The sequence below is a fragment of the Rhodothermales bacterium genome (genome assembly GCA_039944855.1).
Lineage (GTDB): Bacteria > Bacteroidota > Rhodothermia > Rhodothermales > JANQRZ01 > JBBSMX01.
This window is the reverse complement of record JBDUXZ010000008.1, coordinates 53,604-79,282: the sequence shown is the minus strand read 5'-3', so window position 1 is coordinate 79,282 and position 25,679 is coordinate 53,604. Positions and strand designations below refer to the sequence as shown.

Genomic DNA, 25,679 nt, shown 5'->3' with positions numbered 1-25,679 from the left:
CGGGCACGGCTTCAGGACGAGCCGGCCGCGCGGCGTGGCGTAGTCGAGCTCGGGCCAGACGAGCTTGATCTTGCGGAGCTCCCGCTTGGCCTTCCGCGTGAAGTTCTTCGTCTCGCCGTAGTCGGCCCCCATCTGCGCTTCGAGGGCGGTCCACGGGATCACGGCTTCGCGGCCGAGGTAGCTCACGCGGTAGGTGAGCCACATGTACAGGTCGAGGCCGAGCGGGCTGTCCTTGAGGACCTGGAGCGCCCGCATGTCGAGGGGGACGGGACGGTCGACGAGGAGGCGGTAGAAGTCGTCGGTGAGGCGGATGGTCGAGCCCATGTCGAGCGTCTCGGAGGGGTCCGACTCGTCCCACCAGAGGCGGGTGTGGCTGGCGACCTGGACGGAGGTGCGGTCCATGCCCTGGACCGCCTTCACGATCGCGATGCGGGCGGCGAAGAGCCGGCGCATCTGTTCGCGGAGGCGGGTCGACGTCTCCCCTCCCCGCTCCAGCCCGAGCTCGGCCATGAACGCGGCGAGGCTGCCGCCGAGGGCGAGCGAGCGGTTCTTCGTGCGGACGGCCTCTGTCGTCACCCACGCTAGGACGAGGCGGGGGTAGACGCCGAAGGGGATGCCGGCGAGCTCCGTCTTCCCGTCACGGTCGATCACGCCTCGCTCAACGACGAGGGCGGTGTCCCCGTTGCGGCGTTCGTAGAAGGGGACGTCGCCGGGGTCGGTGTGCGGGAGGGTGAGCTGGACCAGGGGCTGGCCCATGAACGCGAGGTCGCCCGTCTCGTTCGCGTTGAAGGCGCGGATGGAGTGGACGCTCGCGAGGTAGCGGTCGGCGCGGTCGCGCCGGCGTTGGTCGAGCGTCCCGTCGGGGGATCCGCTCGCGTCGCGTTCGTCGTGGGAGTCCATGTCACGAAGTTACTTATCCACAAGCAGACGATCCACCGCGAGTTATCCACGGGAGTACGGTACACCTTCGGCGGGGAGTACGGTACACCTTCTCCCTCAAAAGCGGGGAGTACGGTACACCTTCTCGGGGAGTACGGTGCACCAACCTGTAGTAGGTAGTTCTTCTAGTAGTAAAGAACCTGTAGGTAGCTGCGCCTACGATTGGGGATAAAGGAAAATAAGGGATGGGGGAACAGCACGTAGTCCGCGAAGCCTCGCTGCTCCGAGTGGCAGCGAGCCAGACCTCGATGATGGAGGGCTGGTACGACTGCACACCGCTGCCGGGTTGGTACCGGCGCCGTAGACCGGACTCGTCTCAACGCGACGTGCCGATCACCAGCTCGAAGCGCGGGTCGAAGCGACCCCCCGCGTGGTGCCGGCAGCAGGCGGCGCAGGCGTACCGGCGCTTCGGTCGCCGGGCAAAGGGACGTACCGCCCCGCAGCGAGGGCAGCGGCCGAGATATTTGGGCGGTCGCTTCGAGTCGGTGGGCCGGGTGGGTTCGGAGCCGCCCCCGTGGAGGACGCGGCCGGAGCGGCGCTCGGTGACGCGGAGGTAGGAGCGTTCGCGGTCAGCGGCTTCTTCGCAGCGGGGGCAGAAGTAGGCCGAGGTCACGGCGCGGTAGAACGGGCGGGTGTGGTCGCAGCCGGGCGTCGGGCAGCGGCCGACGTAGGCGGAGGTCGGGTCGTCGGCGAGCTCGCCTTCGTAGCAGCGCGTCGGGTCGGCGCCGCAGCGGCGGGCCCACGCCTTCCACCTCCGATCGTGGGCGGAGCGGCCCCGCGTTTCGTAGTCGAGGGCGTGGGCGATCTCGTGGCGGGCGACGTCCTCCATGAGCGACCAGCCTTCGCGGGCGGCGAGGGAGCGGGAGAGCGAGATCGTCTTCACCGGGCGGTCGCCCTTCTTCCAGAGGCAGCGGCCGAGGCGACGGCGGGCGCGGTCGAAGGCGAACGACCAGCCGAGGTCCTGGAGGGGTCGGCCGAGGTGGGCGCGGCCGAGCTCGCGCATGAGGGCGCGGGTGCTCGTCGCGATGATGTCGAGGTCGTGCATGGCAGCGGGCAGGTGAGCGACGGGAAGATCGTCGTAGGAGGAATGCGGCGGGGGAGCCTCTTGGTCGGAGTGTCCTCTCCCCCGCCGCGCTCCTTGCGGTTGGGACCGCTATGCGTGGGCGTGGTGCCGTGCGATCCACGCGCGGACGAACGCGGCTTCGAGAGTGACGCCGGCGCGAGGGACCGTGGCGATCACGTCGGTTTTGAAGGCCAGGGCGAGCGTCTTCGCGTCGTGGCTGTCGACGAACCGGTAGAGCACGGCGAGCGCGAGGCGGGCGGGGCCGGATCCCCCGTACCCCCACTCGTAGCGACCGACGCTCACGGTGGCCTCCGCGCCACGGCCGAAGCGGACCTCTGTGCGACCGTCCGCGTGGCGGGTGAGGGCGATGTCGTTGGCCGATGGGCTAGGCTCGCCGTCGAGCATGAACCGGCGGGCGTGGATGGCGCGGCCGACGAAGGCGAACAGGACGTTGACGCCCATCGTTCGGCCGGGTGTGCGGCCCGTCACGGCGGAGAGACGGATCGCCGCACCGCCGACGAGGAGCGGGCGGAGCCACGCGACGTGCTTGGTCTGGACGAACCCAAGTCGGTAGAGCGTCCCGTCGTCGGACAAGTGGACGTCCACGGCGATGTGCCCGTCGTCGGTCACCTCTGCTTTGAGTGGGAGGCCGAGGCCCCCGCGCGGGTGGCCGTCGGCGTAACCAGCGAGGAGGGCGACCGCCTCCTGGTGCGGTTTCACGCCCCGGAGCTTGCTGGGGATGGCGAGGGCGCGGGCACGGTGGCGGACCGAGAAGCCAACGGCGCTGAGCGCCTTGCGGAGGGCCGTGGCTGGGAGCATGCCGGCGGCGACGGCGTGCTCGACCCACGCCTCGGCCTCGGCGGTGAGTGCGGCAGCGTGCTCGATGCGGGCCGTGTCCTTCGGGGCGGGCGCAGTGGTGAGGGGGACGAACGGAGAGCCGTAGGGGCGGCCGGTGTCGAGGGTAGGTCGAGCCGAGAGCGGGGCGACCGCAGGGAGCGGGGAGGCGACAGCCATGAGGAGAGCGGTTGCGACGGGCGCAGCGGGGTTCCGCTCCCGTAGGAAGGGGCGGGCCGATGCGCTGGTCTGGTGATTGGAGACCCGCTGAGCGGCGGAATCGGAGGCGGGTAGGAACCGCTCTCCGACGTGATACAAGATCGCTATTACGTGCGAAAAATGCAAGTGTCACGGTGCAAAAAGAGGTGCTCTCACTCCTATTTCCTTCCGTGCCTGGATACAAAAAGTGCCGACGTCACGGGGACGCCGGCACCTCCAATCACCAAAGACCGCGAACCGGACACGTCGGTCAGGCCTGGACCCGACGGTTCCTACCCGGCGGCCGGGGGGCTAGCACGTCCCCGACCTGTGCGCTCCCTGATGGGAACGACGAAGCTAGCCGAGGTCTGGACGGAGAGCAAGCCGATGGGCGTCAAGTCCCGTGCAATTCCGATGGCCGAGCTACTCGGCTGGAACCGCAATCCCAAGCTCCTCGGCTACCGGATTTGACTGGAGCGCTGCGAGGGCCTCGTCGTAGAGCTCGCTGGAGGATCGGTAGGGGAAGTCGTCGCCGTGGAGGGCCTTCATCTCGCGGAAGCGGAAGTCCACGGCCTCCCGCAGCGCATCCTCGGCGGAGCGCCGCCCGACGGAGCGGGTGAGGGTACGTTGGCGGCCGTCTGCGGTGTGGACGGAGGCGCGGATCACGGGGTAGACCGTCCCGCTCACGTCCTTGCGCGTCACCGCGATGCCCGGGACGAGCGCGCCTTCGGCGTCGGAGCGGACGCGGTGCATGACTTTTGGGGCGCGGCGGGCGGCGGCCTCGGCCTCCTCGTCGCGCCAGCGCAGGGCGGCGTCGAGCGCGGTGCCGGGGGTGCCGTGGTCCGCGTCGTAGAACGTGCGGCGAGCAGCCGGGGCACTCGCGTAGGGGACCACGACGCGCCAGCCGGGGCGGACACCGCGCGCGGGTTCGAGGCGCTCGACGTGGGTGAGGGTGTTCATCGGGAAGGCCGGAGGGCGCACAGGTTTGGGACCGTAAAGGTACGGTATTTCCCCTGTCATCGCACCCCGGCGAGCGCAGGATTCCGGCAGAAGGAGCAGGACTCCGGCCCTGCCTCTCCCCTGCCGAGTACCGGCCCTCAAAACACCGCGTGCTGTGTCTCGTCGGGAGTGACCACGGGAGCCACCGTGACAGACGGGCATCCGTCCTCATCGCATGGCAGCTTCCACGTAAACGGACGGGGGCCGTAGACTTCACAGCCTACGATCCAGTCAGTCACGGTATGGACCACCTCGGCCGGGGACATGCCGCACTCGAACGCCTCATGGAAGTCGATGGTGCGGAAGTGACGGCAGAGGCCGTTCCCGTCGTCGTCGCGGCAGGCGTCGTCTACGGCCGTCGTCCATGCCTCGAACGTGAGGGGCTCCGCCTGCGGCACGTCGCAGCCATCGCCGCCGATGGGGAGCGGATGTTCCGCGCGATCTGGGAGCGGGATCGTCAGGCCGAGTGTATCGAACGCCTCGCGCATGAGACGGAAGCCGTGCGCGCGGGGCATGGGGAGGCCGAGGGTGAAGCGGAGGGCGGTCCGCACGGGGCGGAGGTCGTCGCCTTCGAGGGCTTCGCTCTGAAGGATCGTGAGGACGTGGCGGCGCGTGCGGACACCGAATAGCGGTGCCGGCACCCACCCCTGCCGGTGGAGGGCTGCGAGCGTCTCGAAGGCACGGAGGAGCGCGGCGGTTTCCTCTCGGTCGTGCGAGGGGTCGGCGTGCTCGATGCGCCGGAGGCGGGCGGCTTCGCGCTCGGCGAGGCCGTCGAAGTGGGCGGCGAGGCCGGGCCGGCCAGCGGTGCGGCGATGCGGGAAGGGACAAATAGAGTGCATGGTCGGGTGCGGTCGGAGTGATTGGACGGTGCCCGGCCGGGAGGTAGGAGCCCCCGGCCGGGGGAAGCGAGGCGGGCCTACTCCCCGCCTCAGCGGGGCAGGCTGTCGGTGCAGTCCTGCGGGGTCACGGCTCCGCTCCAGCACGCGCAGCGGCAGCGCTCGCGGGAGAGCCGGCAATCGGCGCAGTGGAACACCTCGGCCGGCCGGTGGGGGGAGTGCTTCTCCCCTCCCCCGTCGGAGGCTCTGTGTGCGTGGGTGCAGCCGGTGCCGGCGGCGAGGGCGAGGGTGAGGAGGGCGAAGAGGGCCGCGAGATGCACGACGAACAGCACGGCACGGCCGAGGGGATGGAGCGGACGCATGGGTATAGGGGGTTGGAGGTGCGGACGTGGGAGTGCGAGGGCTAGGCAGCGAGGGCGGTGTGCCGGACGCCCTCGACGAGCTCCACGAGGTGCCAGCCGATCCGGTCGATCTCGGCGAGGTGCGCGGTGATCTGGTCGGTCCGCTCCTCGGCCGTCTCCGCGTCGGCGAACGTCTTGAGGTAGGGGAGCGCGGCGGCCGCCGTGTCGAGCCCGAGGGCGTAGCAGGCGAGGTAGGCGGCGCCCTCGGCCTGGATCTCCCGATCCGCTTTGGCGAGGTCACGGGCGGGGGCGTTGCCGTGGGCGACGGCGTGTGCGAGCTCGTGAGCGAGCACGGCGGCCTGCTGGTTCGGGGCGGCGAGGGCGAGGCCGATGCGGCGGCGGGCGACGTGGCAGAACCCGTCCGCCGGGCGCACGTGCGGGGCATAGACCTCGACGGTGTAGCCGAGCGCGGCGGCGACGGCTTCGAGGTCGTGGCGGAGGTGGGCGAAGTCGTCGCCGGCGAGGGTCGGGATGGGCGAGGCGTAGGTGAGGGCGTCGTCTTCGCGGCCCTCGATCACGTCCGTCTGGCTGATGTCGAACACGGACGCCACGCGGTAGCCGACGAGCGAGCGGGTCCCGTCAGCGACCCCGGCGGCGGTCGCCTCCTCCCCTTCTAGCTTCCGGGTGACCGGGGCGAAGAGGCCGAGGGCCTTCTCGCCTTTGCGGACGCAGCGGCCGACCTCGATCCACGCCTTGAACCCCTTCACGTAGCGGGCTGCGATTCCACGGGCGCGGCCTTGCTCGGCGAGGAGGAGCGTGTTGCGGAAGGAGTAGGTGCGGAAGTGGGCGCGGAATCGGAGGTGGGCGGCGAGCGCGTCGGGGTCGTGGGCGACGTGCTCGACGCCTCGGGCGAGGGTGTCGCGGGCTTCGGCAGCCTTCTCGGCGGCGCGTTGGCGGGCTGCTTCGCGGTCGTAGGATCGGGAGCGGGACATAGCGGTGTGTCTGTTTGGTGATTGGATGGGCGGTAGGAGCGCCCGGTGTATGGGTGAAACAGTGGTCAGGCAGCGAGGGCGAGGACTGGAAACGGGGCAGCGACAGGCCCGGACTGAGCGAGCGACGCGGCGCGGTAGGGGTCGAAGTCGCGGCGGGCGAACGGGACGGCGCGCGGGGTGAGCGCGTCCGGGCCGGCAGTGAGGGCGCGGACCTCGGCGGGAACGGAGGCGAGCGCGTCGGCGACGGGACGCCGGGTGTCGGCGGTGCGACCGGGAGCGAAGCTCACCGAGTCGCGCCCGGCGCGGTGGCGCTCGACGGGGCACCAGCGGGTGACGTGGCGGGAGCGCTTGATGTGGCGTTCGAGCTCCTGCGCCACCTTCCACGAGGGGCACGCGATGACGTGGACGACGTCCCACCGGATGCCGTAGGCGTTGGCGGCGTTCAGCAGGGCCGAGCCCCGGCCGGTGAGGTGTTGGCGGACGCGGTTGGGGAGGTCGCACGTCCAGCCGACGTAGTGGCGGGCGTGGCAGAGCGGGCGACGGAGTCGGACGACGTAGACGACGGCGGTAGACATGACGGGAGGCGACGGGTGTGGTGATTGGAGGTGGACCGCAGGGGGTCCTCCCCGCCGGCCGGGTAGGAGCCGGACCGGCGGGGCATGCCACGCGATTACGCTGCGAGGCCGGGCTGACCGAGGAGCGCCGCGAGGCGGGCGAACGCGCCGCGCCGGTTGCCGTGGTGCCACTCGATGAGGTGGCGGGCACCGGGGCGGGGGTTGCGGTCGAACACGGTGAGCTGGTAGAGGCCGCGGCGGAGGTGCTCGACCTTGTGGGTGCGGGTGTGCACGAGGAGCGACATGGGAGCGGGGGTTCTGGTGATTGGAGGGAGGGCCGTTGCCGGACCGAAGGCGGGGCGGGTAGGAGCCGCCGGGTGCCTTGTTTTCTACTATGAATATAGCTTATTTGCACCGTATAAAACAAGCATAAACAGGCGTTAAGAGCTAAAATGGACGGAAAGTTATCCACACCGGACGCGCTCACGCGGGGGTGAAGAGCGACGGCGGAGCGGGCCGGAAGAGCCAGCCGCCGCCGAGCGGGGTGAAGCCCCACGGGGCCGGGGCCGGGACGCCGGGCGGGACGAACACGAGGCACGGCAACCCGAGCCCGGCGGCGAAGGCGAGCGAGGCCCACGACCCCGAGCCGAGGCCGGAGAAGCACCGCGACGGAGACGGGCATGGGGCGAGCCCAGCCGGGCAGGCGCAGCCGGGAAACGACACCCACACCGACGGAGGAACAGCCCCCTGCCCCGCTGCGGCCACGGCGCGGACGAGCGCGACCGAGCGGGCGGCGAAGGCACCGCGCCCGAAGCCACCGGCCCCGCCGAAGGACACGGCCGAGAGGACCGACGCGGACGGGCAGGCCGAGCGCACGGCGGCATCCAGCCCCGGCGCGCACCCCACGTGCACGGCCCCGCCCACGAGCGGGAGGACGGCGCGACAGGCGGCGAGGCACACGGGCGAGGCGGAGCGCGAGCCGGAGAAGCCCACGGCCGGGGCCGAGGCGAGGAGCAGGCGGACCGGCGAGGGCGTGGCGGAAGCGGACATGCGAGGCACTTGGAGTGAGGCAAAAAACGAGAGCGCCCGGGGGCTGAAAGCCACCGTGCAGGAGCGAGCACCGGAGGCACGGGCCGCGCGGAGCCGCCCGGACCCGCACAACGGAGGGAGGCGCAGCCGAGCGACGGCGGAGGGGAGGACGGCGAGCACGGAGGGCGCGCAGCGTAGCAGCGGGACCGGCCCTTGCCGGAGGCGCGCAGCGACCCATGTTGCGTAAGCCCCTGGGCGCACCCGAGTCAGGGCCGCTCGTCGGCCCGTTCGAGCCGCCCGACAGGGCGACCGTGGAGCGATGCGCGGGTCTGCGCGTGGTGGAGCGACCCTGCGGCTCCGCCGCCCTCTCTCCTGCCTTCCGTACGCAGAGAGCACGGCCGCGCTGGAGCCGCGAAGCAGCAGGGAGAGGACCGAAGGTCCGGCGGGCGGACTTGGCGGCGACGAGCGGGGGTGCTCGGGGGTAGAGGATGTGCGGGCTTCTCTCCTAAGGTGCCCTCTCCCCTACCGATCGGCTTCCTGGTAGCGTTCGACCGCGCGGGTCATCAGCTCTTCCACGGTGGCGGCGCGCAGCGTGTGGAGGGTGGAGCGCTCCACCTCAGCGGTGCACCGGATCGTGGCGACCTGGGCGCGTGCGGCTGCGCGGAGGGCGTCCGTGACGTCGGTCGGGAGGCGGATGGATCGCAGAGCCTGTACGACGTGGGTATCGGCGTCGCAGAGGGCGAACTCCGCGGTGAACGAGGCTTCCGGGCTTCCTCCGACGAGATCGGCCTCACGTCCGGATGTCGCGTGGAGGAACCCGTTGAGGTGGGTGGTGCGGTGGAAAAGGTTGAGCGGGGCTTTGGCCTCGACGTAGGCGGGAGTGCCAGGCTCCCCGGTACGGAGGAGGAGCGCGATGATTCCCCCGTCGGTGAACACGCCGAGCTCGACCGGTCCGTGATCGACGGCTCGCCGTTCGGCGTCGGTCGGGTCCACGAAAGCGAGGAGGACGCGGAGGGTGTCCCCGTCGATGGAAGCGCGCGCGCCCTCCGTAGGGAGCGTAACGGCATCACCGGATTGTGTGGTCACGCGTTCCCCGACGCGGAGGACGTAGGACATACGGGACTCAGGTGGAGGTGGGAGTGTGGGGAAGTCGCCGAGCCGCCGAGCCCCTCCCCTCCCCCGATTCCCGCCGGGGTTGTCCTGTAGACCCGAGGTGTAACTCAGTGTAACCCACTTGACAATTGGCTGTGTTGCTCTGTCGGTGGGCCCGGCAGTTTTCCGGCATGGAGCACGACGACACAGCCCGAGCCGGGAGAGAGCCGCCGCCGCGACGCGCGGCGGTACTATTCGGGGCCGTGCTGCGTCGGGAGCGGACGGCGGCCGGGCTCACGCAGGAGGCGCTGGCGGAGGCGGCTGACCTCCACCATACCCACGTCTCGCGATTGGAGCGGGGCGACCGAGCGCCGAGCCTGGAGACGGTTCTGCGTCTGGCCGAGGCGCTGGGAGCGAGTCCTGCAGTTTGGGTCGAGGAGGTCCAGGCGGGGTGGGAGCGTGAGCCGTAGGCGAGAGGTAGCGTCCTATGGGCTGTCCCGCTCCCGTACCGATCGCGGGCACCGTTGTCGGGCGAAGGCGAAGATCTGTCGTCTACCCCCTCCCCTGTCGGCCGGCGCTCGCGTGTGACTCGACAGACGAGTCGGGTGTGGGCGGAGTTGGATGAACGCAGGGTGTCCATGCCCGGCCGGTGAGGCGCTCGAGCTGAGTGACGGGGTCCTCCATCTGGCTCAGGAGAACCGCGAGGCGTCGCTCGTAGCGGCGGGCGAGCCGGGCCGACGTCGGGTGGATCGCGATGAGGAGGGTGTAGAGGGCGGCTTCGTCGGACCCGGTGAACCCGCAGTGCCGGTCTACGACCGCCTCGGCCACCCGCTGAGGCGAGAGGATCGGTGGCATGGGTGGGGGATCGGGTTGGGGGGCGGCTCGATGCCGCGGGGCCGTCAGTATCCAGCGAGATCACGGGAATAGAGACACCGTATCGACCGTGGTGTAACCCCCGGTGCCGTCCCCGAGGGCAGAAGGTCCCCCTTCGTTCGACGGCGCACTCTCCGGCCATCTGAGCGCCTCCGGTTCGTAACCGGGCTCGGGTACCGGCCGAGGCCTCGCGGGGCTTCCTGGGGCACGTAGCGAGGCCACAGTAGCATGTGCTGGATCCGATGGCTTCTAAGCCCATCGGACTTCAAGGCACTAACATTGCAGATATTGCTAACAATGCTGACAATACTACCATTGGTGCCAACGCCTACATTGTCAGTATTGTTTACAATGCAGGTATTGAGTACATTGCCGCCATTATCGACAATGGCAGCATTGCCAGTCGCGTCTTCTCTATTCCAGCTCCCTCGCTCATGCTCGCCCTCTGCGTCCTCAACCAGAAAGGGGGGACGGCCAAGACCACGACGGCTGTCCACCTCGCCGCGCACTATGCAGGGGAGGGGAGAAGGACGGTGCTCGTCGACCTCGACCCGCAGGGTCACGTGGCGCGCTGTCTCGGCCTGGCGTCTCGCGCGCCGTCGCCCACGTCGCTGCTGCTGGAGGGGAAGGGGGTGCTGGCGGATCTGGTGGAGACGGCGCGGCCGAGCCTGGACGTGCTGGCCTCGGGGGGGGACCTGGCGCAGGTGGCGGCAGGGTTGCCCGTGGCCGACGGGGTGTACCGGCTGGCCGACGAGGTCGAGGCGTTTCAGACGTACGGGGCTGTCGTGATCGACTGCCCGCCCGAGCTCGGGCTGCTCACGCTGGCGGCATCGGCGCTCGTGGCGGACCTCCTGGCGGGGGGTGCGCGGGGCGGGCTCGTGGTGCCGGTGACGCCGGAGCCGCTGGCGGTCGTCGGGCTCTCGGACCTGCTCAAAACGCAGCGTCGGTTAGAGCCGCGCGGCATCATGCCGCCGGTCTATGCGGTGGTGCCGACGCGGTACGACCAGCGCAACCGCGTGACGCGGGACGTGGCCGGGGCGCTGGAAGCCACGTTTCCGGGGCGCGTGTCGCCGCCCGTCCGCACGACGGTCCGGCTGGCCGAGGCACCCGACGCGGGGCAGACGATCTACGAGTACGATCCCGGCGGGCGGGGGGCAGAGGACTACGACGCCGTCGCCCGCTTCCTCCTCACCCTTAGCTCCTCCGACGATGGCGAAGCGTGACCGCAGTGCGTCCCTCACTCAGCTCCTGACGGAGGCAACGACCGACGGGCCGGTGCCCGAGCCAGAGCGCCCTCCGGCGCCGAAGCAGGCGGCCGAGCCTCCGAAGAAGGCTTCGAAGAAGCGGACGTCGGGGTCCAGCGCGGGGGGAGCCAAGCCTGGCGAGCGTGCGCGACGCGCGTCGCCGAGGAAGAAGCGCGCGCGTGTAGCGAAGGACGAGCCGAGCGAGAGCAAGGGAGAAGCGACGGGGGAGGGGCACGTCCGGTATAGTGACGGGTCGTACCTCCGGGCGGACGGGGAACGGCGGGTGGCGCTCCAGCTCAAGATGCGGCCGGACGACAAGCAGGCGCTGAAGGTGCAGGCGGCGGCGGCAGGGTTGTCACCGGCGGAATACGTGGCCGGACTGGTACAGAGAGACGCCAGCCGGTGAAGGCGCAGTCCACTCGTAACGCCACGGTTCATTTCTGATCGCTCCGCCTTGCGGCGGACTACGACGTTGGTCACGGGTTGAGACGGCGAGCGGCGATCCAGTAAGAAATGGTTTCGGCTACCGTCTCACGCCGCTCACGGACAGCGACGTGGATGGCGAGCCCTGAACGGGGCGTGATCCGGTGTCCAGTGTGCATCGGAGAAGCCGTGATCGCGGCGAGGGAGGCATGGTCGAGGACGAGCTCGACGCGCCAGCGTGTGGGGGTGGTGCCGTCGGGGGCGGGTCCGATGCGTAGTACGCGGCCGGTGGCCTGACGGGGTCGGTCCTGGGAGACGGCGGGGAAGGTGAGCCGAGCGAGCATCCCCGGTCGCAGGCGGTGGGCGGATCTCTCAGGGGCGAAGGCTTGGACGACGTACGGCGTCGTGCCGTCGCCGTCGAGAGCGGCGAGCTCGAGAAGGGGGGCGCCGGCGTCGAGGCGGGCGTGGGGGAGCAGGTCGAGGTCTTCGGTGAGCACGATCGCGCCGTGGAGGAGGGTGGAAGGGACGCGAACGGCTAGGCGATCGATCCTGGCGTCGAGGTCGCGGAGGTGGGCGTCGAGGAGCCGGAGGTGAGCGGCGTGGCCGTGCCAGCTCTCGCGCCACGCCTCGGCTCCACCGTAGCGAGCGGCTTCGACGTCGGCTTCGGCGGCGGCGAGTGTAGCGCGGGCCTCGTCGAGCGCGACGTGTGCGCCTTCACCGAGGGCCTCCGTTTCTTCTTGGCCGAAGCGGAATACCGCGGCGGTGCGGCGGTACGCGGCCCGTGCTGCGAGGAGCGAGGCTTCCGCCCGGGTGAGGGCGACGGCGGCGGCGCGCTCGCGCTCTGTCTCCTGCGCCCCGGCATGGTGGCGCTCGGCGATGAGGCGGTCCCGCTCGGCCGAGAGGGCGGCACGTTCGGCGCGGAGGGCGTGTCCGTCGAGGCGGGCGAGGGTGTCGCCGACGGCCACGGTGTCGCCGGCCGTGACGAGGATCTCGGCGACGAGTCCTCCGATGCGCGGGCGGACGGGGACGGCGTGTTCGGGGACGAGGCGGCCGTCGAGCTCGACGGTGCGCTCGATGGGGACCGTGGCGATGCCGACGGCAGCGAGCACGCAGACGGCTGCGACCGTACGGAGGACGAGGCGGGCCGTGCGTCGCGCGCGCTCGGGCTCGGATCCGAGTGCGGCGGCCGGGTCGGGGAGGGCGAGCTCTGGGAGTATCTGTTCTCTGATGCCGTCGCCGGAGACGGGGAGCTGCTGGCTGGTGGTTGTGGAGGAGCTCCGGTTCATCGCTGCCACTCGGCCGATGGCACCGTCGGGGTGGGCGTGCTCGGTGCGGGGAGGCCGTCGCCGGCGGCGGGCGGTGGTGTGGGGGAGGAGAGTGGGAGCTCTACGGTGCGGTCGGCGAGGGCCGCGTGGGCGGGGCGGTGGGTGACGAGGACGACGGCGGGCGGGTCGGAGAGGTGGCGGAGCGCGTCGAGGAAGCCCGAGACGACGCGAGCGGCCGTCTCGGTGTCGAGGTTGGCGGCGGCCTCGTCGAGGAGGACGAGGCGGATGGGGCAGCCCGGTGGGGCGAGACGGGTGCGGAGGAGGGTGCGGGCGAGGGCGAGGCGCTGGCGCTCGCCGGCCGAGAGGGCGGCGGCTCCTTCGGAGAGCGGGGTGTCGAGGCCGTGGGGGAGGTCGGCCACGCGGTTGGCGAGGGCGCACACGTCGAGGGCGGACCAGAGGTGAGGGTCTACGGGAGAACCCCCTCCCCGGCCTGCGGCCGGACCTCCCCCTATCCGCTTCGCGGCAGGGGGAGCGTATCGGTTTGCGCCTTGCTCGGCCGGTGGTGGGGTGTTCGGGGTGAGGCCGTTCGAGGTGAGCCCGTCTACGGTGAGGAGGAGGTTGTCGCGGACGGAGGAGGAGAGGAGGCCCGGCTCCTGCCAGCAGACGGCGAGTTGCCGGCGGTAGGCGGAGAGCGGGAGGGAGGTGACCCGCCGCCATCCGGTCGATGCCTCGACGGCGAGGGTGCCGGCGTCGGGGTGCTCGATGCGGGCGAGGAGGCGGAGGAGCGTGCTCTTGCCACACCCGGAGGGGCCGACGAGAGCGACGGCCTCGCCCGGAGCCAGCTCGAAGCGTTCGACGTCGAGGCCGGGCGCGTTGGGGGCGTAGCGGAAGCGGAGGCGCTCGATGCGGAGCCGCCCGGTGAGGCGGTCGTGCGGCGCGATCGGCAGCGGCGGTGTTCCGGTGTCCTGGACCGCGAGTTGGGCGAACGTCTCGGCGGGATCGCCCTCGGCGGGGTCATCGACATAGTCGAACACGCGGCCGAGGCTGACGGTCGCTCGTTGGATCTGGCCGCCGGCGTCGATGAGAGCAGAGAGGGGGGCGAGGAGGAGGCCAGCGTACGCCATGAACGCGACGTAGCCGCCGAGGGTGAGCGAGCCGTCGAGGACGAAGGTCCAGCCGAACCAGGTGAGCGCGGCGGTGTTTGCGGCTCGGACGAGCCCGTTCGCGCCGGTGCAGACGTACCACAGCGCCGTCGCATGGAGCGTGCCGGCGTGGGCGCGGGCGACGGCGTGTTGCGCGCGGCGGACGAGCGCGCCCTCGCAGCCCATCGCCTTGAATGTGCGGGCCTCGCGGACGGCCTCGACTTGGAGCCGGCTCCACTCGTCGTATGCGGCGTAGGTCCGTCGCCAGTAGCGGTTAGCGACGGTGCCGAGGCCTGCGGTGACGGTGGCAGTAAGAGGGACGGCGACGAGTGCAACGAATGCGAGGCGCACGTCGAGGAGGAAGAGGAGCGGGGGGACGGCCAGCAGATAAACGCCCTTGCTCATGGCCTTGAGCGCGGCGTCGGCCCCGGTGTCGAGCACGTCCCTCACGTCGGTGAAGCGGGCGGCGATCTCGCCGGAGCCCTTCGCCTCGATGTGGCGGGCGGGGAGGTGGAGGACGTGGTTGAAGAGGGCGAGGCGGGCGAGGTCGCGCATCCGCACGCGGGCGGCGAAGGCCGTGAAGTTGTAGACGGCGAAGGTGCCCCACTCGGCGGTACGGGTGATGAGGAGGCCGAGGACGAGGAGGTTGAGGAGGCTGGTATTCCCTGACGGGTATACCCGGTCGAAGAGGGCGGCAGTGAAGAGCGGGGCGGCGACGGCGCAGCCGGCCACGACGAGGGAGAGCGCGCCAGCGCGGCCGAGCGCGGGCCACTCGGCCCGGAAGAGGCGGGCGAGGCGGCCGAGGTCGCGGAAGGACCGGCGGAGGCCGTATGGGGAGGGTGGAGGGATGGGGGAGAGGGGTTCAGCGGACGACGGTGAAGCGACGCGCAGCCGTCTCTGTTCGACCGTCGGGACGTGTGGTGGTGACGCGGACGACGTAGAGGCCAGGGGCAAAGGCGGCGACATTGAGGTCGATGGCGCTGCCTGAGGGCGTTCCCCTTACTGTGCTGGTGGTGACGTGGCGGCCGAGCACGTCGTAGACCTCGGCCGAGACAGGAGCGTCGCCGAGCGCGTCGGGCGCGACGGCCACGTCGATGCGGGTGAGGGACCGGGCAGGGTTCGGGTGGGGGGAGCCGACGGTAAGCGCGTGGTCAGGACCCCCTCCCGGCTCCGGGACGAGTCCCTTCGCCGTACTCCCCCTCATTGAGGGGGAGAGTAAGAGGGTAGCTCGGTATGCGTCGGCGATCTCGGCCAGGGGCGGGGTGAGCTCGTCTGCGATGACGGGGATTGCGTCGCCGGGCTTCCACCCGCTCGTGCGGTTGCCGTCGCTTGGGGCTTGGTAGTCGCCCAATCGGCCGGGGGTGGCGGGGTAGGGGCCGCCCCACGTGAAGTCCTCGTAGGTGTCGCCCGCACCGGTGAGCTGGAGGCTGTAGCCGGGCGGGAGCGTCGCCCACTCCTGGGGCCGTCCGTGTCCGCCGAGGCCGAGGAGGGGCGTACTCCAGAGGAGGCTGTCGGGCGTGTCGGCGTCGGGTCCGTCGGAGGGGTCGCCGGATGCGCCGTTTGAGAGGGCGTGGTCGTAGACGGGACCGGAGACGACGTTGAAGGAGCAGCCGCCGTAGGAGAGGAACTGGACGAGCTCGAGGTCGGGGTCGAAGAGGGCGAGGCCGTTGCAGCGGTTCCACATCCCGCGCACGGGCTGCCAGACGGCCCCGAGCCTGCCGACCTCGTCGGGGATGGGGAGGTCGAACGTCACGCGCTCGGCGACGAGGGAGTCGATGGGGTTGTAGGGCTCGCCGTCGTGGCCGCCGTAGAAGACGAGCCGCCAGGCGTAGAGGTCGGTCCCGGCGCGCCCCGCGAGCTCGACGCCCTCGCCCGTATCGGGGCCGTCGTTGGTGGCGTGGAGCTCGTTGATCCACACCTCGGGCTCGCCGCCCTGCTGCTGTTGCCCCCGGAAGAAGGCGTCGCGGACGAGCTGGGGGAAGAGGACGTAGGGGTTCGGGCGGTCGCCCTGGTAGGCGGCGGCCCGCCACGTCCGCGCGGTTTCGGCGGCGTCGGGGGGGTCGGCCTCGTGCCAGTCGAGGAGGACGTCGCGCTGGTCGAGGAACCACCGGCGGCCCTCGGGCCACGTCATCGAGTCCTCGGCCTCGACCTGGTACATGGTGGCGAAGTAGAACGCGGCGCGTGCCACGTCGCCTTTCACGGCGTCGCGGGGCTCGAACCGGCCGTCGTGGTAGAACGGCCCGGTGCCCTCGCGGTAGATCCGGCTCCACGAGCCGTCGCCGGAGGTGGTGGGCCGAGTGGCGGTGCAGCCTCCGACCCGGCACCAGAGCACGGCCTCGTCGCCCACTTCATCGAAGGGGAAGTTGGAGCGGGCGGAGTTGATGGCCTCCTGCACCGGCATGAGGTGGTGGAGGTCGGCACGGGCGTTGCCACTCGAGGCCCCGCGGCTCTGGGGGTAGACGTGCTCGGTGTTGAAGCTGCGGCTCTGTGCCTGCTCGCGTGGGGAGGCGGCGCTGTCGGGGTCGATCACGACGGTCATTCCGCCGTAGGCCCCTTCGATCCGGGCGACGCCGGCTGTGTCGGTTTCGAGCCACACGTCGGCGAAGAGACGGTCGCGCTGGGCGTCGTAGTCGAGGGCGAGGTCGGCCGGTTTGTAGGTGGCGCGGAGGCAGGCGCGGAGCGTCCACCCCCGTCCTTCGCACGGCTGCGCAGCGGTGGGGGAGGCGAGGAGGATGAGGAGGAGTAGGGATGGGGATCGCATGGGCGCGTGATCGGCAGGGACCTCCTCCCCGCTACGCGGTACTCCCCCTTGACGGGGGGAGAGGGAGAGTTGTGCTGCGCGGGGCGTTCTCAGGGGGACAGGCGGGCGGTGGCGTCCGGATCGGCGGCCCACAGGCCGAGGCCGTGTTCGCGGGCCTGGCGCTGGAGGGCGCGGTAGTAGCTCATGCGGGGGTGGGGGTAGCGTCCGGCGCCGTCGTAGGCGTGGGCGTAGCCGTCTCCTATCATCCGGCCGCCGAAGTCGAAGGGCTGACCGGCGGCGTCTTCGGCCGAGAGGAAGGCGACGAGGCGGCCGTAGCGGTCGCGGTCCGAGCCTTCGATGGTGACGGCTGCGCCGAGGGGGAGGAGGGACTCGGCATGCGCGGTGGCTGCCGTGCCGAGGGTGCGGATGGTCCGGCGGTCGATGGCAGAGCGCTCGGCGTCGCGGTCGAGCTTCGAGGAGGCGTGGTGCTCCGGCGTGTCGATGCCCCGGACGCGAACCTTCACGAACTTGCCCTCTTCGATGGGGTCCCCGTCATCGAGGACGAGCTCTACGGTGTCGCCGTCGATGACACGCCAGACGACGGCGGGATATCGTTCCGCGTGAGGGGCCGCGAGAGGGACGGTCCGTGGGGAACGGGCGGGGGCAAGGTCCGCGTCCCGGCAGCCGGCGAGGAGCGCGGACGCCACGAGGACCGCGACGAAGGGGAGGCTCGCCGAGAGGATCGGGAAGAGGCGGTGGGCGGGAGCACGCATGGTCTACTCTAGGCGAGAGGGGTTCAGCAATGCCCCGGCGCGATGAGGCATGCGCCGGGGCACTGGGTCATCCGCCGCTCGGCGGCGGGTTCTCCGTCGCGTCGGGGGTCGGGATGTAGCTGTCGACGGCCGCCATGAGCCGTTCGGTTGCGAGGGGGCCGAAGGCGTCGCGGACGTCGGCGTCGGCAGCTTTCCGGGCAGGGGGATGGAGCATGAGGGTGGGGATCTGGGCACGGAGGAAGGGAACCGGCTGCGTGCTCTCCGTGGCGCACGCGGTCGGGCCGGGGAGACGATAGGCTCCGGCTTGGGGGCCGTCAGCTTCCGCCGGTCGGCGGCGGATTGTGGCCGGTCACGTCTGGGGTGGGGATGTAGTGATCGACGGCTTCCATGAGGCCGTCGGTGGCGAGGGGACCGAGGGCGGTACGGACGTCGTCGGCGTCAGGGGAGGGAGCGGGGAGGTCGTGGGGAATGCACGTGAGCATGGCGACGGGGGTTTGGGTGTGGACGCGTTGGTGTGTGGACGTTCAGGGGTGACGTGCGGGTGGGTCAGTCGCAGTCGCCGGGGCGGGGGTTGCCGCTCCAGCAGACGCACTGGCAGCCGTCGTCGCTCGGGAGGTTGCAGTCGCCGCAGATGTACGTCCCGCGCAGGACCTCCACGATGCCGCCGAAGAAGGCGGCGAGCGCGTCGAGTACGTCGCCTCCGATAGAGGCGCGGTGGACGTCGACGAGTGTGGCGGTGAGCGGGGTGCTCGGGTGACCGTGATCGGGGTGACCATCGCCGTCGACGTGCTCGACGGGCGAAGCTTTCGGGGGGCTGTCGGTGGCGATGAGGGCACCGGCCGAGATCTGGACGGCGAGGCCGAACAGCATCAGGGAGAGGGCCAGGGACTGGAGCGTCGTGAGGGAGCGGCGCATGGGGTTGGGGGTTGAGGGTGTGGGCGTGAAGCGGGGAGAGGAGGGCCGTCCGAGCGGTCCCCGCAGCGTGCTCGGTCGGGACGAGGTCATTTAGATTCGGGGCGGGGCTGGAACATGAAAAACGTCCTGAATACCCTGAAAATCAGGTATCCAAGGACGGTGACGAGGGTGAGGACGATGTAGAGGTCGGTGTTGCGGACGCCGATCATGAGGACGCGGAGCGCGCCGAGGCCGATGAGGAAGAAGACGTAGACGAGGCCGAGGTTGAAGAAGGGCGCGTCGTCGCGGGCCTGGAGGTCGCGGACGTCCTGCTCGGTGACGAGGCGGGACTGCGCGCCGTCGTGCATCATGGCGCGGAGGATGGAGGGATTGCCCTCGGCGCGGCGGAGGACCTCGCGGCGGTAGTGGCGGTGGTCGGCGCAGGCGACGGCGTAGCGCGCGACGAAGTACTCGAAGAGGGCGGCGGTGTGGGACTCCGGGAGGGGCTCGACGCGGAGCTGGCCGAAGGTGGCGAAGAAGGTGCGGAGCGAGCGTGAGGGGGGGAGAGAGCGAACGGCGCCGACGATCGTGGCGCGTTGCTGGAGCTCGCGGAGGAAGAGGCCCTGGGTTGAAGAGGCGCGGTCGAGCGCGTCGATGACGAGGAGGAGGCGGGGGGCTCGGCCTCCGCCGGCGAGGTCGTGGAGGGACTGGACGACGGCGGTCTGGCGCTCGTCGACGGTGCGGAGGAGCTTCTTGACCTCGATCCAAGAAAGCTCGGCGCAGGCCCCAGCGCGGAGGGGGGGCGGCACGCCTGGCAATGCTAGGATTGCCAGCTCGTGGAAGGCGCGGGCGAGGGCGTCCACGAGGCGGCCGTGGGGTCCGGCTTCGGCGACGTAGACGAGGGTGAACGCCTCGCCCGGCCGCTGCGGCATCTGGACGTGCTTGCGGCGGGCGCGTCGCTGGGCGTCGCCATCGAGGAGGAGCCGGTGGCCGGCGGCGACGCGGGCGAGGTCTTCGAGGAGGCGGGTCTTGCCTATGCCCTCGGGGCCGAGAAGGAGGGTGTGGCGGCCGAGGACGGCGCGGTCGACGAGTTCGGCGAGGACGTGGCCGTTACCGAGGCGGATGGGGTCGGTGAGGACGGTGGAGTCGGGGGCACCGGGGACGCCGACGGGCCGGAGCGAGCCGACGGCCGTGCCCGCAGCGTGGGCGGCGGGCCGGGAGATCGTGGGGACGCGGGCTGTGGAGGTCGGCATGGGAAGCGTGTGTGGGCGCAGCGTGCTGCGCCCCTACGACGTGGGTTATCTGTGGAGGCGGGTCCAGAGCTTCGTGAGGTCGTGGACGGCGCGGAGGGCCTCGGGGGTGTCGAGGTGGCTGTGGGCGGCGTGGAAGGCGAGGAGCTTGCCGGCGACCTCCTCATAGGTCTTGCCGCGCTGGCGTTTGAAGAAGTGCCAGCGGCGCGGCGGGTCGTCGGTGAGGAGGGCGCGGAGGTACTCGGGCGTGCGCTCGGGCGGGACGGGGGAGGGTATGGCGTGCTCGGTGAGGATGTGGGATTCGTGGGCTAGGGCGCGCTCGCGGGTGACGGCGTCCTGGAAGAGGGCGACCACGTCGCAGCGGAGGCGGTCGAGCTCGGTGGCGAGGGTGTGTCGGCGGACCGTTTCCGGTCCAGGTGTGGGAGTGTGGGGGTTTGGGGGTGTGGGACCCCCTCCCCGGCCTGCGGCCGGTACTCCCCCTTGGGAAGGGGAAGAGTTCTCGTTTGCGCTCTGCTCTCCCAGCGGCGTGGACGTGGAGGGGTTAGAAGGGAGCGTTTCGGTGGTGCTTAGCTGGTCGGTGGCGCTGGATTCGAGAGCGGCGGCGGTGGGGAGTGTCGCCTTCGGTGTGCGGCCCTGGAGTTCGGCGACGAGGGTGCCGAGGGCGGAGGCGTGGGGGTGGTCGGGGGAGACGAGGCAGGGGCGCTCGGCGCGTTCGCGGAGGTAGGTTTCGACGGCCTCGGTCTGGTCGTCGTCGGCTGAGGCGCGGAGCTCGGCGGCGGCCCGGTGCATCGCCCTGGCGGGGGTGTCGCCGGAAGCGACAATGGATGCGTCTCCGCGACGGGCGAGGGCGAGGCGGTTGGCCTGCTCGATGGCGGCTCCGAGGTCGAAGCCGTGACCCGTGCGGTCGGGGAGTACGGCGTGGTTCTTGGCGCGGTCGTAGAGGAGCACGCGGCCGGTGACGCCGTCGAGGTGAGGGCGGAGCGCGTCGGCGAGGGCCCCCTCCCCCTGCGGGGACGCCCGCTTGTCAAAGGGGAGATCGTTTGTATCGCACAACTCGCCGGCGATGCCTGTCGAGGCGAGGTCGATGAGGCGGACGCGCGGGGCGGTAGGGTCGGAGAAGTCGTTGATCTCGAGGACGCCCGATGGGAGTCCGTCGCCGCATCCGGCGTGCGTGATCTGGTGGGCGATGAGGGCGGCGGAGCGGTCGAGGTCGGCGACGCCGTCCACGTGGAGCTTCAGGCACTCGCTGAAAAAGACCGTCTCGAGGAAGCGGGCGCAGTCGTCCTCGTCGAGCTCGAAGAGGGAGAGGAATACGGGACGGTGGGCGTCGCGGGCGTCGATAAAGCGGCGGAGGGCGGTAGCGGGCTGGACGGGAAAGCGGTAGTCGGGGGTGGAGCGGGCAACGGCGAGGAGCTGGCCGGAGACGGCGACGAAGGCGTCATAGACGGGGCCGAGTGGGACGGGTGTGGAGGAGGGGGGCTCTATTGAAACCCCCTCCCCGGTTGGCTTCGCCGGCCTGTCGGCTCGCGGTCCTCCTCCTTGAGAAGGGGGAGAGGGCGCGTTGTTGCTCTGTTGAGACGGGGAGGCTGGTTGGTTCTCGACGGGGTAGGTGGCAACGATGAGGGCGACGACGCCCTGGGCTTGCTGGTCGGCCAGCCCGACCGGATCGCAGAACGATCCGGGTACGCTCTCGAAGATGGGCCGGGCGGTGGTGAGCATGGAGGGGCTAGCGGTCGGTCTGGGGGTCGAGCGTGAGGGATGCCGTGCTGAAGGCGGTCGCCACGTCGCCGCCGGCGTCGAGTATGGCGAGGCGAGCCGTGTTCGTGGCGACGGCGTGTTCGGCGCTGAGGGTGGCGAGGCGTTGGCGGGCGAGGGCGGAGAAGTCGGACTCGCCCTGGTCGTAGGTCATCTGGGCGAGGCGGAGCAGCTCGCGCTGGGCGTCGAGGCGGCGGGTGAGGAAGGCGGCCTCGATGCGGAGCTGGGCGGCTGCGAGGTCGGCCCGGCGGCGCATGAGGGCATCGCGTTCGGCGCGAGCGAGGAGGCGCTCGCGCCGAGCGGCCTCGTGCTGCTCGCGGCGGGCGTGGGTGAGGGCGATCCGGGCCTCGGCGAGCGCGACGGCGGCGCGGGCTCGGTGGACGGGGCGGCGGTCGAGGACCTGGTCGATGGTCCACGAGAGCGTCACGCCCCACGTGTCGCCGGGCCAGCGGGAGATGGCGGCATAGGCGGGGTCGTAGCCCTGGCTGCTGATAGAGGGAAAGGCGAGGCCGCGGGTGGAGACGGAGAGGAAGAGGTCGAGCTGGGGGCGGAGCCGGCGCCAGCCGGAGACGGCGCGGAGCTCGTGGCGGGCGAGGTCGAGGCGGACGTGTTCGAGGTGGAGGGAGGCTTCGGCCGCCGCAGAGGAGGTGTCGGCGTAGAGGGCTCCGACGGCGTCGGCGGGGGCGAGCCCGTCGGCTCCGGGGACCTGGGCACGTGCAGGAGAGACTGCGAGGAGTACGGCGAGGATCGCGAGGGTGAAGAGGGGGCCGGAGAGGACGTCCTCGGGAGCATCGTCGGGGTCGAGCTCGGCCTCATCGTTGAAGCGGTCGGCGTAGGAGGCGCACATCGGTTCGGGGCTCAAGCGCGGGCGGAGGTCGGGACGAGGGCCTGGACGGTCGGGGCATCGGTGGGGTCGATGCCGGCCGCGGCCGCGAGGTCTTTGAGGAAGCCGTCGCCGAGGACGGGTCGCCCGGCGAAGAGGGCGAGGGTCTGACTGGCGAGTTCGGCGTGGAAGCCGGGAGGGAGGTCGGCGTAGTCGGCGCAGTGGTGGAGGGCGACGGCGTCGAGCCGATCGCGGGGGGGAGCGATGGCGGCGACGTCGAGGCACTCGCGGACGACGGAGATGCTGAAGCGGGAGCCGGTGAGCATCCGGTAGAGGGCGAGGGCGACGGACTGCCGGCGGAAGGGGTCGAGGTGGTCGAGCATGGTCGTGGGGGTAGGGGGAAGGACGGTCCCCGCGTCCTGCCCCTCTCCCCCGGATGGGGAGAGGGGACGCAGGAGAGAGCGGTCTACCGTATCAGATCAGCAGGGGGGTTAACCCTGCGTGTTCTCGCGGACGACGACGCCGTCGCCGCCGCGCTGGCGGGTCTGGCGGAAGGTGCCGTCGGGGTAATCCGAGCGCGAGACGACGGAGCCGTCGGCGGTGTCGCCGGAGGAGAGGAGGGTGCGGAGGACGGTGCCGGTCGCGTTGCCCTCGTCGTCCACGGCGAAGTCGGCGCCGAAGTAGCGGGTGCGGATGGCGCCGGCGGCACCGCCGTCGCGGACGGTGCCGGTGCCGTTCGCGTTGAGCGTAGCGACGGGCTCGCGGACGGTGACGGACTCGCGGAGCTGGGCATTCGTGAAGCCGACGACGGCGAGGCCCTCGCCGGGGCTGAACACCTGGGCGACGCGCCACGTGTCGAAGCCGGAGAAGGCGGCCTCGGGGTCGGTCGAGGTCCCGACGAGGTAGGCGTTGGCGCCGGCGGCGAGGTCGGCGAGGAAGGCTTCGAGGTCGGCAAAGGTGAGGAACGTGAGGGTCACGGTTTCGACAGCGTCGAGAGTGGCGCCGTCGTAGGTGACGGGGCGGGCGTGCTGGACGCGGGCGGTCCAGACGCCGACGCCCTGGGGCTCGCGGTACTGGAGCGTGGCGAGGTAGCCCTTCGTGTTGACGGCGTCGTAGACGCCGGTGTAGGTCGTCGTGTCGACGAGGGCGCGCATCGAAGCGCCCGCCCCGTCTGCGGTGGCTGCCGCGCTGCGGGCGCTGCCGTCGAAGCCGAGAGCGAAGAGCTCCTCGACCTCGGCGAAGGCAGCGGCGACGAGGGCCTGCTGGTCGCTCGAGATCGGCTCGATGGGCTCGGGGCCGACGGGGTCGAGGGCGGGCTCGGCCGTGTCGCAGGCGGCGAGGAGGAGGGGGAGGACGAGGAGGACCGCGGTCGCGGTCAAGAGGAGGAAGCGATGGAGTCGCATGAGGAAGTCGGGGTTGGTCCTGCCCCAGCGAGGGACGCCCGCGGGGTGGGGTGTGGGGCCTTCCCATCGTATCATGCGGACAGGTCGGCTACTCTGGTTGAGGGTCGGTCTGGATCGCAGATCCGACAGATCGTCGATCCGGCGGTCACCGGGGCAGGGCCGTAAGCCCCCGGTGGCCGTTTTTTGTGGCCGCGCCCTACGGCCGGGGAGGTCGGGCGGCGTGGGGGTTGGTGGGCGGGGTGGCGGAGGCATGGTCGTCGGTGGCGCGGGGAGCGACGAGGACGACGCGGACTTCGGTGCGGTCGGGGCGGGGGTGGCGCTCGATGCGGCGGACGACGCCGGCCCCGGCGGAGCGGACGAAGGTGTCGCGGTCGGCCTGGGCGGCGCGGAGCTCGGCGCGGGTGAGGCGGGCGCGGGCTTTCCGCACGCGCTCGGCCTTGTCGCGTCGCCAGTCGGCGGTGCGGGCCTCGGCCTGGGCGAGCTGCTGGAGGAGGTCGTCTACCTCGGCCCGGGCATCGTTCACGGCGGCGGCTGGTTCGAAGCCTGCGGCGTGGCGATCGGCGATGCGGCGGGAGCGAGCCTCGGCGTAGGCGATGCGGGCGCGGAGGATAACGGGGTCGGAGGTCGCCGGCGTCGGTTCGGCCCGGACGGCGTCGAGGTCGGCGCGGGCCTCGTCCATGTCGAGGCGGGCGTGCTGCGCGGCTGCGGGGGCGAGGACGGCCACGGTGTCTCCGACGGCGACGGTATCCCCCTCGGAGACGAGGAGGCGGGGCGGTTCGGAGGGTTTGTGGGCGAACGCGACGCGGCGGACGGTGGAGGCCGAGAGGGGGCTGGAGCCTGCACCGCCGGGGTCGGAGCGCTCGGCCTCCCCGTCGCGGGTGTAGACGCGGAGCGTGACGGTGCCCGTCTCGACGATGAGGCCCGAGAGGTTCAGCCGTTCGAGGTCGGCGAGAGTGGCGAACTGGAGGGAGAGGCGGCGGTCGGAGCCCGTGACGGTATCGAAGCGGTGGTCGTCGGGGGTGACGCCGGCGGGTTCGGTGACGGTGACCTGGCCGTCGATGAGGTGGCGGAGGGGGGTGCCGTCGGGTCCGGTCGGGACGAGGGATTCGAGGTCGGCGAGGACGCGGCCTTCGAGGTCGACGCGGCGTCGGGAGACGGAGACGTGGGGGCCTCGGTGGGCGAGGACGCGGTCGGGCTGGAAGTTGGCGGAGTAGGCCGGGCCGAGGGAGAACACCCGGCCGTCGGTGGAGTCACGGACGAGGAGGGTGTTCGCGCCGGTGGTACCGATGGCCTCGAAGGTACCCGAGAGGCGGCGGAGGTGCTGGGGGTCGGAGGCCTCGACGGAGACGGAGACGAGGTAGCCGTCGGCGGACCAGTCGAGGAAGTCGCGGACGGCGGCGGAGGCGTCGGCCTGGACGCGGCGGACGAGGCGCTGGTAGCCGTCGATCTGGACGACGGCGAAGGGGACGGTGAGGCAGAGGAAGCCGACGCCGAAGAAGGTGTCGACGCGGCTGCCGGTGGTGGTGCGGTAGGCCGTCTCCTGGCGGTTGTAGTAGGGGAATACGCCCCGGCGGTCGGACCACGGCCAGAAGACGCGGACGCCCTGGACGGTCCACGTGTCGAGGAAGCAGTGGGAGACGTAGCCGGCGACGGCGGCGGCGTAGAGGTGGGGGAGGCCGAGCCAGAGGAACGGGAGGGCGAGGGCGGCGACCGTGCCCTGCGCGGCGTAACAGTGGGTGATGGTGCGGTGGCCCCACCGGCGCTCGATGCGCCGGGCGACGGGGGTGCACACGCGGCCGACGGTGGAGCCCCGGGTGTCGATGTCGGGGAGGACGGCGGCGGTGGCCGCGGCGACGAGGCCCGTGGCGGTCCACGGGAGCTGGAAGAACGTGGCGCTGACGGTGTAGGCGAGGACGCCTCCGGCGAGGTGGGTGCCGAGTCTCACGGGTGGGAGGGTATGGGCGGATGGGGGTGTGGAGGGGAGGGGCGCGGAGAGGAGGGAAGGACGGGGTCGCCGAGGAGGACGAGTCGGTGGGGGTTGATGCGGCGGAGGTGGGCGAGGACGGTGTCGGGGTCAGCGTCCGGGGTGAAGGGGAGGGGGAGGGTGTCGGTCCCGAAGAGCTCGGCGACGCCGGGGTCGTGGACGAGGTAGCTGTTGGGACCTAGGAGGACGGTGAGGGGCGGGCGGGGCATGGGTGCGTAGGCGAAAGGGTGAGG

The 25,679-nt window shown here is 71.5% G+C and carries 29 protein-coding genes; 3 read left to right on the top strand and 26 right to left on the bottom strand.

The window, feature by feature from the left end; translation table 11 throughout:
* The 11 genes from ABJF88_05745 to ABJF88_05695 form a co-directional block, all read right to left on the bottom strand.
* Nucleotides 1–900: replication protein RepA (locus tag ABJF88_05745; GenBank protein ID MEP0546415.1), on the bottom strand; the 900-nt coding region annotated here is incomplete at its 3' end.
* A 355-nt stretch (nucleotides 901–1,255) separates the two neighbouring features.
* Nucleotides 1,256–1,984: a SprT-like domain-containing protein gene (locus ABJF88_05740; GenBank protein MEP0546414.1), complete on the bottom strand. Its 729-nt coding sequence runs from the start codon at nucleotides 1,982–1,984 to the stop codon at nucleotides 1,256–1,258.
* A 108-nt stretch (nucleotides 1,985–2,092) separates the two neighbouring features.
* On the bottom strand, nucleotides 2,093–3,016 hold the full coding sequence (locus ABJF88_05735) for a DUF6166 domain-containing protein (GenBank protein ID MEP0546413.1): 924 nt from the start codon (nucleotides 3,014–3,016) through the stop codon (nucleotides 2,093–2,095).
* Between the two features lie 441 nt (nucleotides 3,017–3,457).
* Nucleotides 3,458–3,994 (bottom strand): hypothetical protein, encoded by a 537-nt coding sequence (locus tag ABJF88_05730; GenBank protein ID MEP0546412.1) that lies wholly within the window; start codon nucleotides 3,992–3,994, stop codon nucleotides 3,458–3,460.
* A gap of 137 nt (nucleotides 3,995–4,131) precedes the next feature.
* A complete protein-coding gene (locus ABJF88_05725; protein MEP0546411.1) occupies nucleotides 4,132–4,872 on the bottom strand; it encodes a hypothetical protein in 741 nt (246 codons plus the stop codon).
* A gap of 89 nt (nucleotides 4,873–4,961) precedes the next feature.
* Nucleotides 4,962–5,231, bottom strand: coding sequence for a hypothetical protein (locus ABJF88_05720; protein ID MEP0546410.1), 270 nt, complete (start codon nucleotides 5,229–5,231; stop codon nucleotides 4,962–4,964).
* 41 nt (nucleotides 5,232–5,272) lie between these two features.
* A complete protein-coding gene (locus tag ABJF88_05715; GenBank protein ID MEP0546409.1) occupies nucleotides 5,273–6,202 on the bottom strand; it encodes an ArdC family protein in 930 nt (309 codons plus the stop codon).
* 65 nt (nucleotides 6,203–6,267) lie between these two features.
* Complete coding sequence (locus tag ABJF88_05710; protein MEP0546408.1) at nucleotides 6,268–6,777, bottom strand: GIY-YIG nuclease family protein; 510 nt, start codon at nucleotides 6,775–6,777, stop codon at nucleotides 6,268–6,270.
* Between the two features lie 95 nt (nucleotides 6,778–6,872).
* Complete coding sequence (locus tag ABJF88_05705) at nucleotides 6,873–7,061, bottom strand: hypothetical protein (protein MEP0546407.1); 189 nt, start codon at nucleotides 7,059–7,061, stop codon at nucleotides 6,873–6,875.
* A 178-nt stretch (nucleotides 7,062–7,239) separates the two neighbouring features.
* Entirely contained in the window at nucleotides 7,240–7,806 is a 567-nt protein-coding gene (locus tag ABJF88_05700; GenBank protein MEP0546406.1) for a hypothetical protein, read from the bottom strand.
* Nucleotides 7,807–8,307: 501 nt separating this feature from the next.
* On the bottom strand, nucleotides 8,308–8,901 hold the full coding sequence (locus ABJF88_05695) for a hypothetical protein (GenBank protein ID MEP0546405.1): 594 nt from the start codon (nucleotides 8,899–8,901) through the stop codon (nucleotides 8,308–8,310).
* A 167-nt stretch (nucleotides 8,902–9,068) separates the two neighbouring features.
* On the opposite strand from ABJF88_05695, the gene ABJF88_05690 reads away from it, so the two are divergent.
* Entirely contained in the window at nucleotides 9,069–9,347 is a 279-nt protein-coding gene (locus tag ABJF88_05690; protein MEP0546404.1) for a helix-turn-helix transcriptional regulator, read from the top strand.
* A gap of 82 nt (nucleotides 9,348–9,429) precedes the next feature.
* Here ABJF88_05690 and ABJF88_05685 read toward each other — a convergent pair whose 3' ends face one another.
* A complete protein-coding gene (locus tag ABJF88_05685; protein MEP0546403.1) occupies nucleotides 9,430–9,732 on the bottom strand; it encodes a hypothetical protein in 303 nt (100 codons plus the stop codon).
* A gap of 452 nt (nucleotides 9,733–10,184) precedes the next feature.
* Here ABJF88_05685 and ABJF88_05680 point away from each other — a divergent pair, with 452 nt between their 5' ends.
* The gene (locus ABJF88_05680) at nucleotides 10,185–10,973 is read left to right on the top strand and encodes a ParA family protein (protein MEP0546402.1); all 789 of its coding nucleotides are present in this window, start codon (nucleotides 10,185–10,187) and stop codon (nucleotides 10,971–10,973) included.
* Complete coding sequence (locus ABJF88_05675; protein MEP0546401.1) at nucleotides 10,960–11,400, top strand: hypothetical protein; 441 nt, start codon at nucleotides 10,960–10,962, stop codon at nucleotides 11,398–11,400. The genes ABJF88_05680 and ABJF88_05675 overlap by 14 nt, the downstream gene beginning before the upstream one ends.
* Before the next feature lie 70 nt (nucleotides 11,401–11,470).
* Here the strand turns inward: ABJF88_05675 and ABJF88_05670 are convergent, their stop codons facing one another.
* From ABJF88_05670 to ABJF88_05605, 14 genes are all read right to left on the bottom strand, one after another.
* Nucleotides 11,471–12,703, bottom strand: coding sequence for a biotin/lipoyl-binding protein (locus ABJF88_05670; GenBank protein MEP0546400.1), 1,233 nt, complete (start codon nucleotides 12,701–12,703; stop codon nucleotides 11,471–11,473).
* Nucleotides 12,700–14,778: an ABC transporter transmembrane domain-containing protein gene (locus ABJF88_05665; GenBank protein ID MEP0546399.1), complete on the bottom strand. Its 2,079-nt coding sequence runs from the start codon at nucleotides 14,776–14,778 to the stop codon at nucleotides 12,700–12,702. The genes ABJF88_05670 and ABJF88_05665 overlap by 4 nt, the downstream gene beginning before the upstream one ends.
* Entirely contained in the window at nucleotides 14,687–16,585 is a 1,899-nt protein-coding gene (locus ABJF88_05660) for an endonuclease (GenBank protein MEP0546398.1), read from the bottom strand. The genes ABJF88_05665 and ABJF88_05660 overlap by 92 nt, the downstream gene beginning before the upstream one ends.
* An 89-nt stretch (nucleotides 16,586–16,674) precedes the next feature.
* Nucleotides 16,675–17,337 (bottom strand): thermonuclease family protein, encoded by a 663-nt coding sequence (locus ABJF88_05655; GenBank protein MEP0546397.1) that lies wholly within the window; start codon nucleotides 17,335–17,337, stop codon nucleotides 16,675–16,677.
* A gap of 67 nt (nucleotides 17,338–17,404) precedes the next feature.
* Nucleotides 17,405–17,551, bottom strand: coding sequence for a hypothetical protein (locus ABJF88_05650; GenBank protein ID MEP0546396.1), 147 nt, complete (start codon nucleotides 17,549–17,551; stop codon nucleotides 17,405–17,407).
* Nucleotides 17,552–17,651: 100 nt separating this feature from the next.
* Nucleotides 17,652–17,819: a hypothetical protein gene (locus ABJF88_05645; protein MEP0546395.1), complete on the bottom strand. Its 168-nt coding sequence runs from the start codon at nucleotides 17,817–17,819 to the stop codon at nucleotides 17,652–17,654.
* A 64-nt stretch (nucleotides 17,820–17,883) separates the two neighbouring features.
* Entirely contained in the window at nucleotides 17,884–18,252 is a 369-nt protein-coding gene (locus tag ABJF88_05640) for a hypothetical protein (protein ID MEP0546394.1), read from the bottom strand.
* 86 nt (nucleotides 18,253–18,338) lie between these two features.
* Nucleotides 18,339–19,484 carry an AAA family ATPase gene (locus ABJF88_05635; protein MEP0546393.1) on the bottom strand — a complete coding sequence of 382 codons (1,146 nt, stop codon included), beginning with the start codon at nucleotides 19,482–19,484 and terminating at the stop codon, nucleotides 18,339–18,341.
* 45 nt (nucleotides 19,485–19,529) lie between these two features.
* Nucleotides 19,530–21,200 carry a hypothetical protein gene (locus tag ABJF88_05630; GenBank protein ID MEP0546392.1) on the bottom strand — a complete coding sequence of 557 codons (1,671 nt, stop codon included), beginning with the start codon at nucleotides 21,198–21,200 and terminating at the stop codon, nucleotides 19,530–19,532.
* A gap of 7 nt (nucleotides 21,201–21,207) precedes the next feature.
* Nucleotides 21,208–22,083: a hypothetical protein gene (locus ABJF88_05625; GenBank protein MEP0546391.1), complete on the bottom strand. Its 876-nt coding sequence runs from the start codon at nucleotides 22,081–22,083 to the stop codon at nucleotides 21,208–21,210.
* A gap of 11 nt (nucleotides 22,084–22,094) precedes the next feature.
* On the bottom strand, nucleotides 22,095–22,442 hold the full coding sequence (locus tag ABJF88_05620; GenBank protein MEP0546390.1) for a hypothetical protein: 348 nt from the start codon (nucleotides 22,440–22,442) through the stop codon (nucleotides 22,095–22,097).
* Between the two features lie 108 nt (nucleotides 22,443–22,550).
* On the bottom strand, nucleotides 22,551–23,462 hold the full coding sequence (locus ABJF88_05615) for a hypothetical protein (protein ID MEP0546389.1): 912 nt from the start codon (nucleotides 23,460–23,462) through the stop codon (nucleotides 22,551–22,553).
* Nucleotides 23,463–23,658: 196 nt separating this feature from the next.
* On the bottom strand, nucleotides 23,659–25,407 hold the full coding sequence (locus ABJF88_05610) for a metal-dependent hydrolase (GenBank protein MEP0546388.1): 1,749 nt from the start codon (nucleotides 25,405–25,407) through the stop codon (nucleotides 23,659–23,661).
* Nucleotides 25,404–25,655: a hypothetical protein gene (locus ABJF88_05605; protein MEP0546387.1), complete on the bottom strand. Its 252-nt coding sequence runs from the start codon at nucleotides 25,653–25,655 to the stop codon at nucleotides 25,404–25,406. The genes ABJF88_05610 and ABJF88_05605 overlap by 4 nt, the downstream gene beginning before the upstream one ends.
* Between the last annotated feature and the right edge of the window lie 24 nt (nucleotides 25,656–25,679).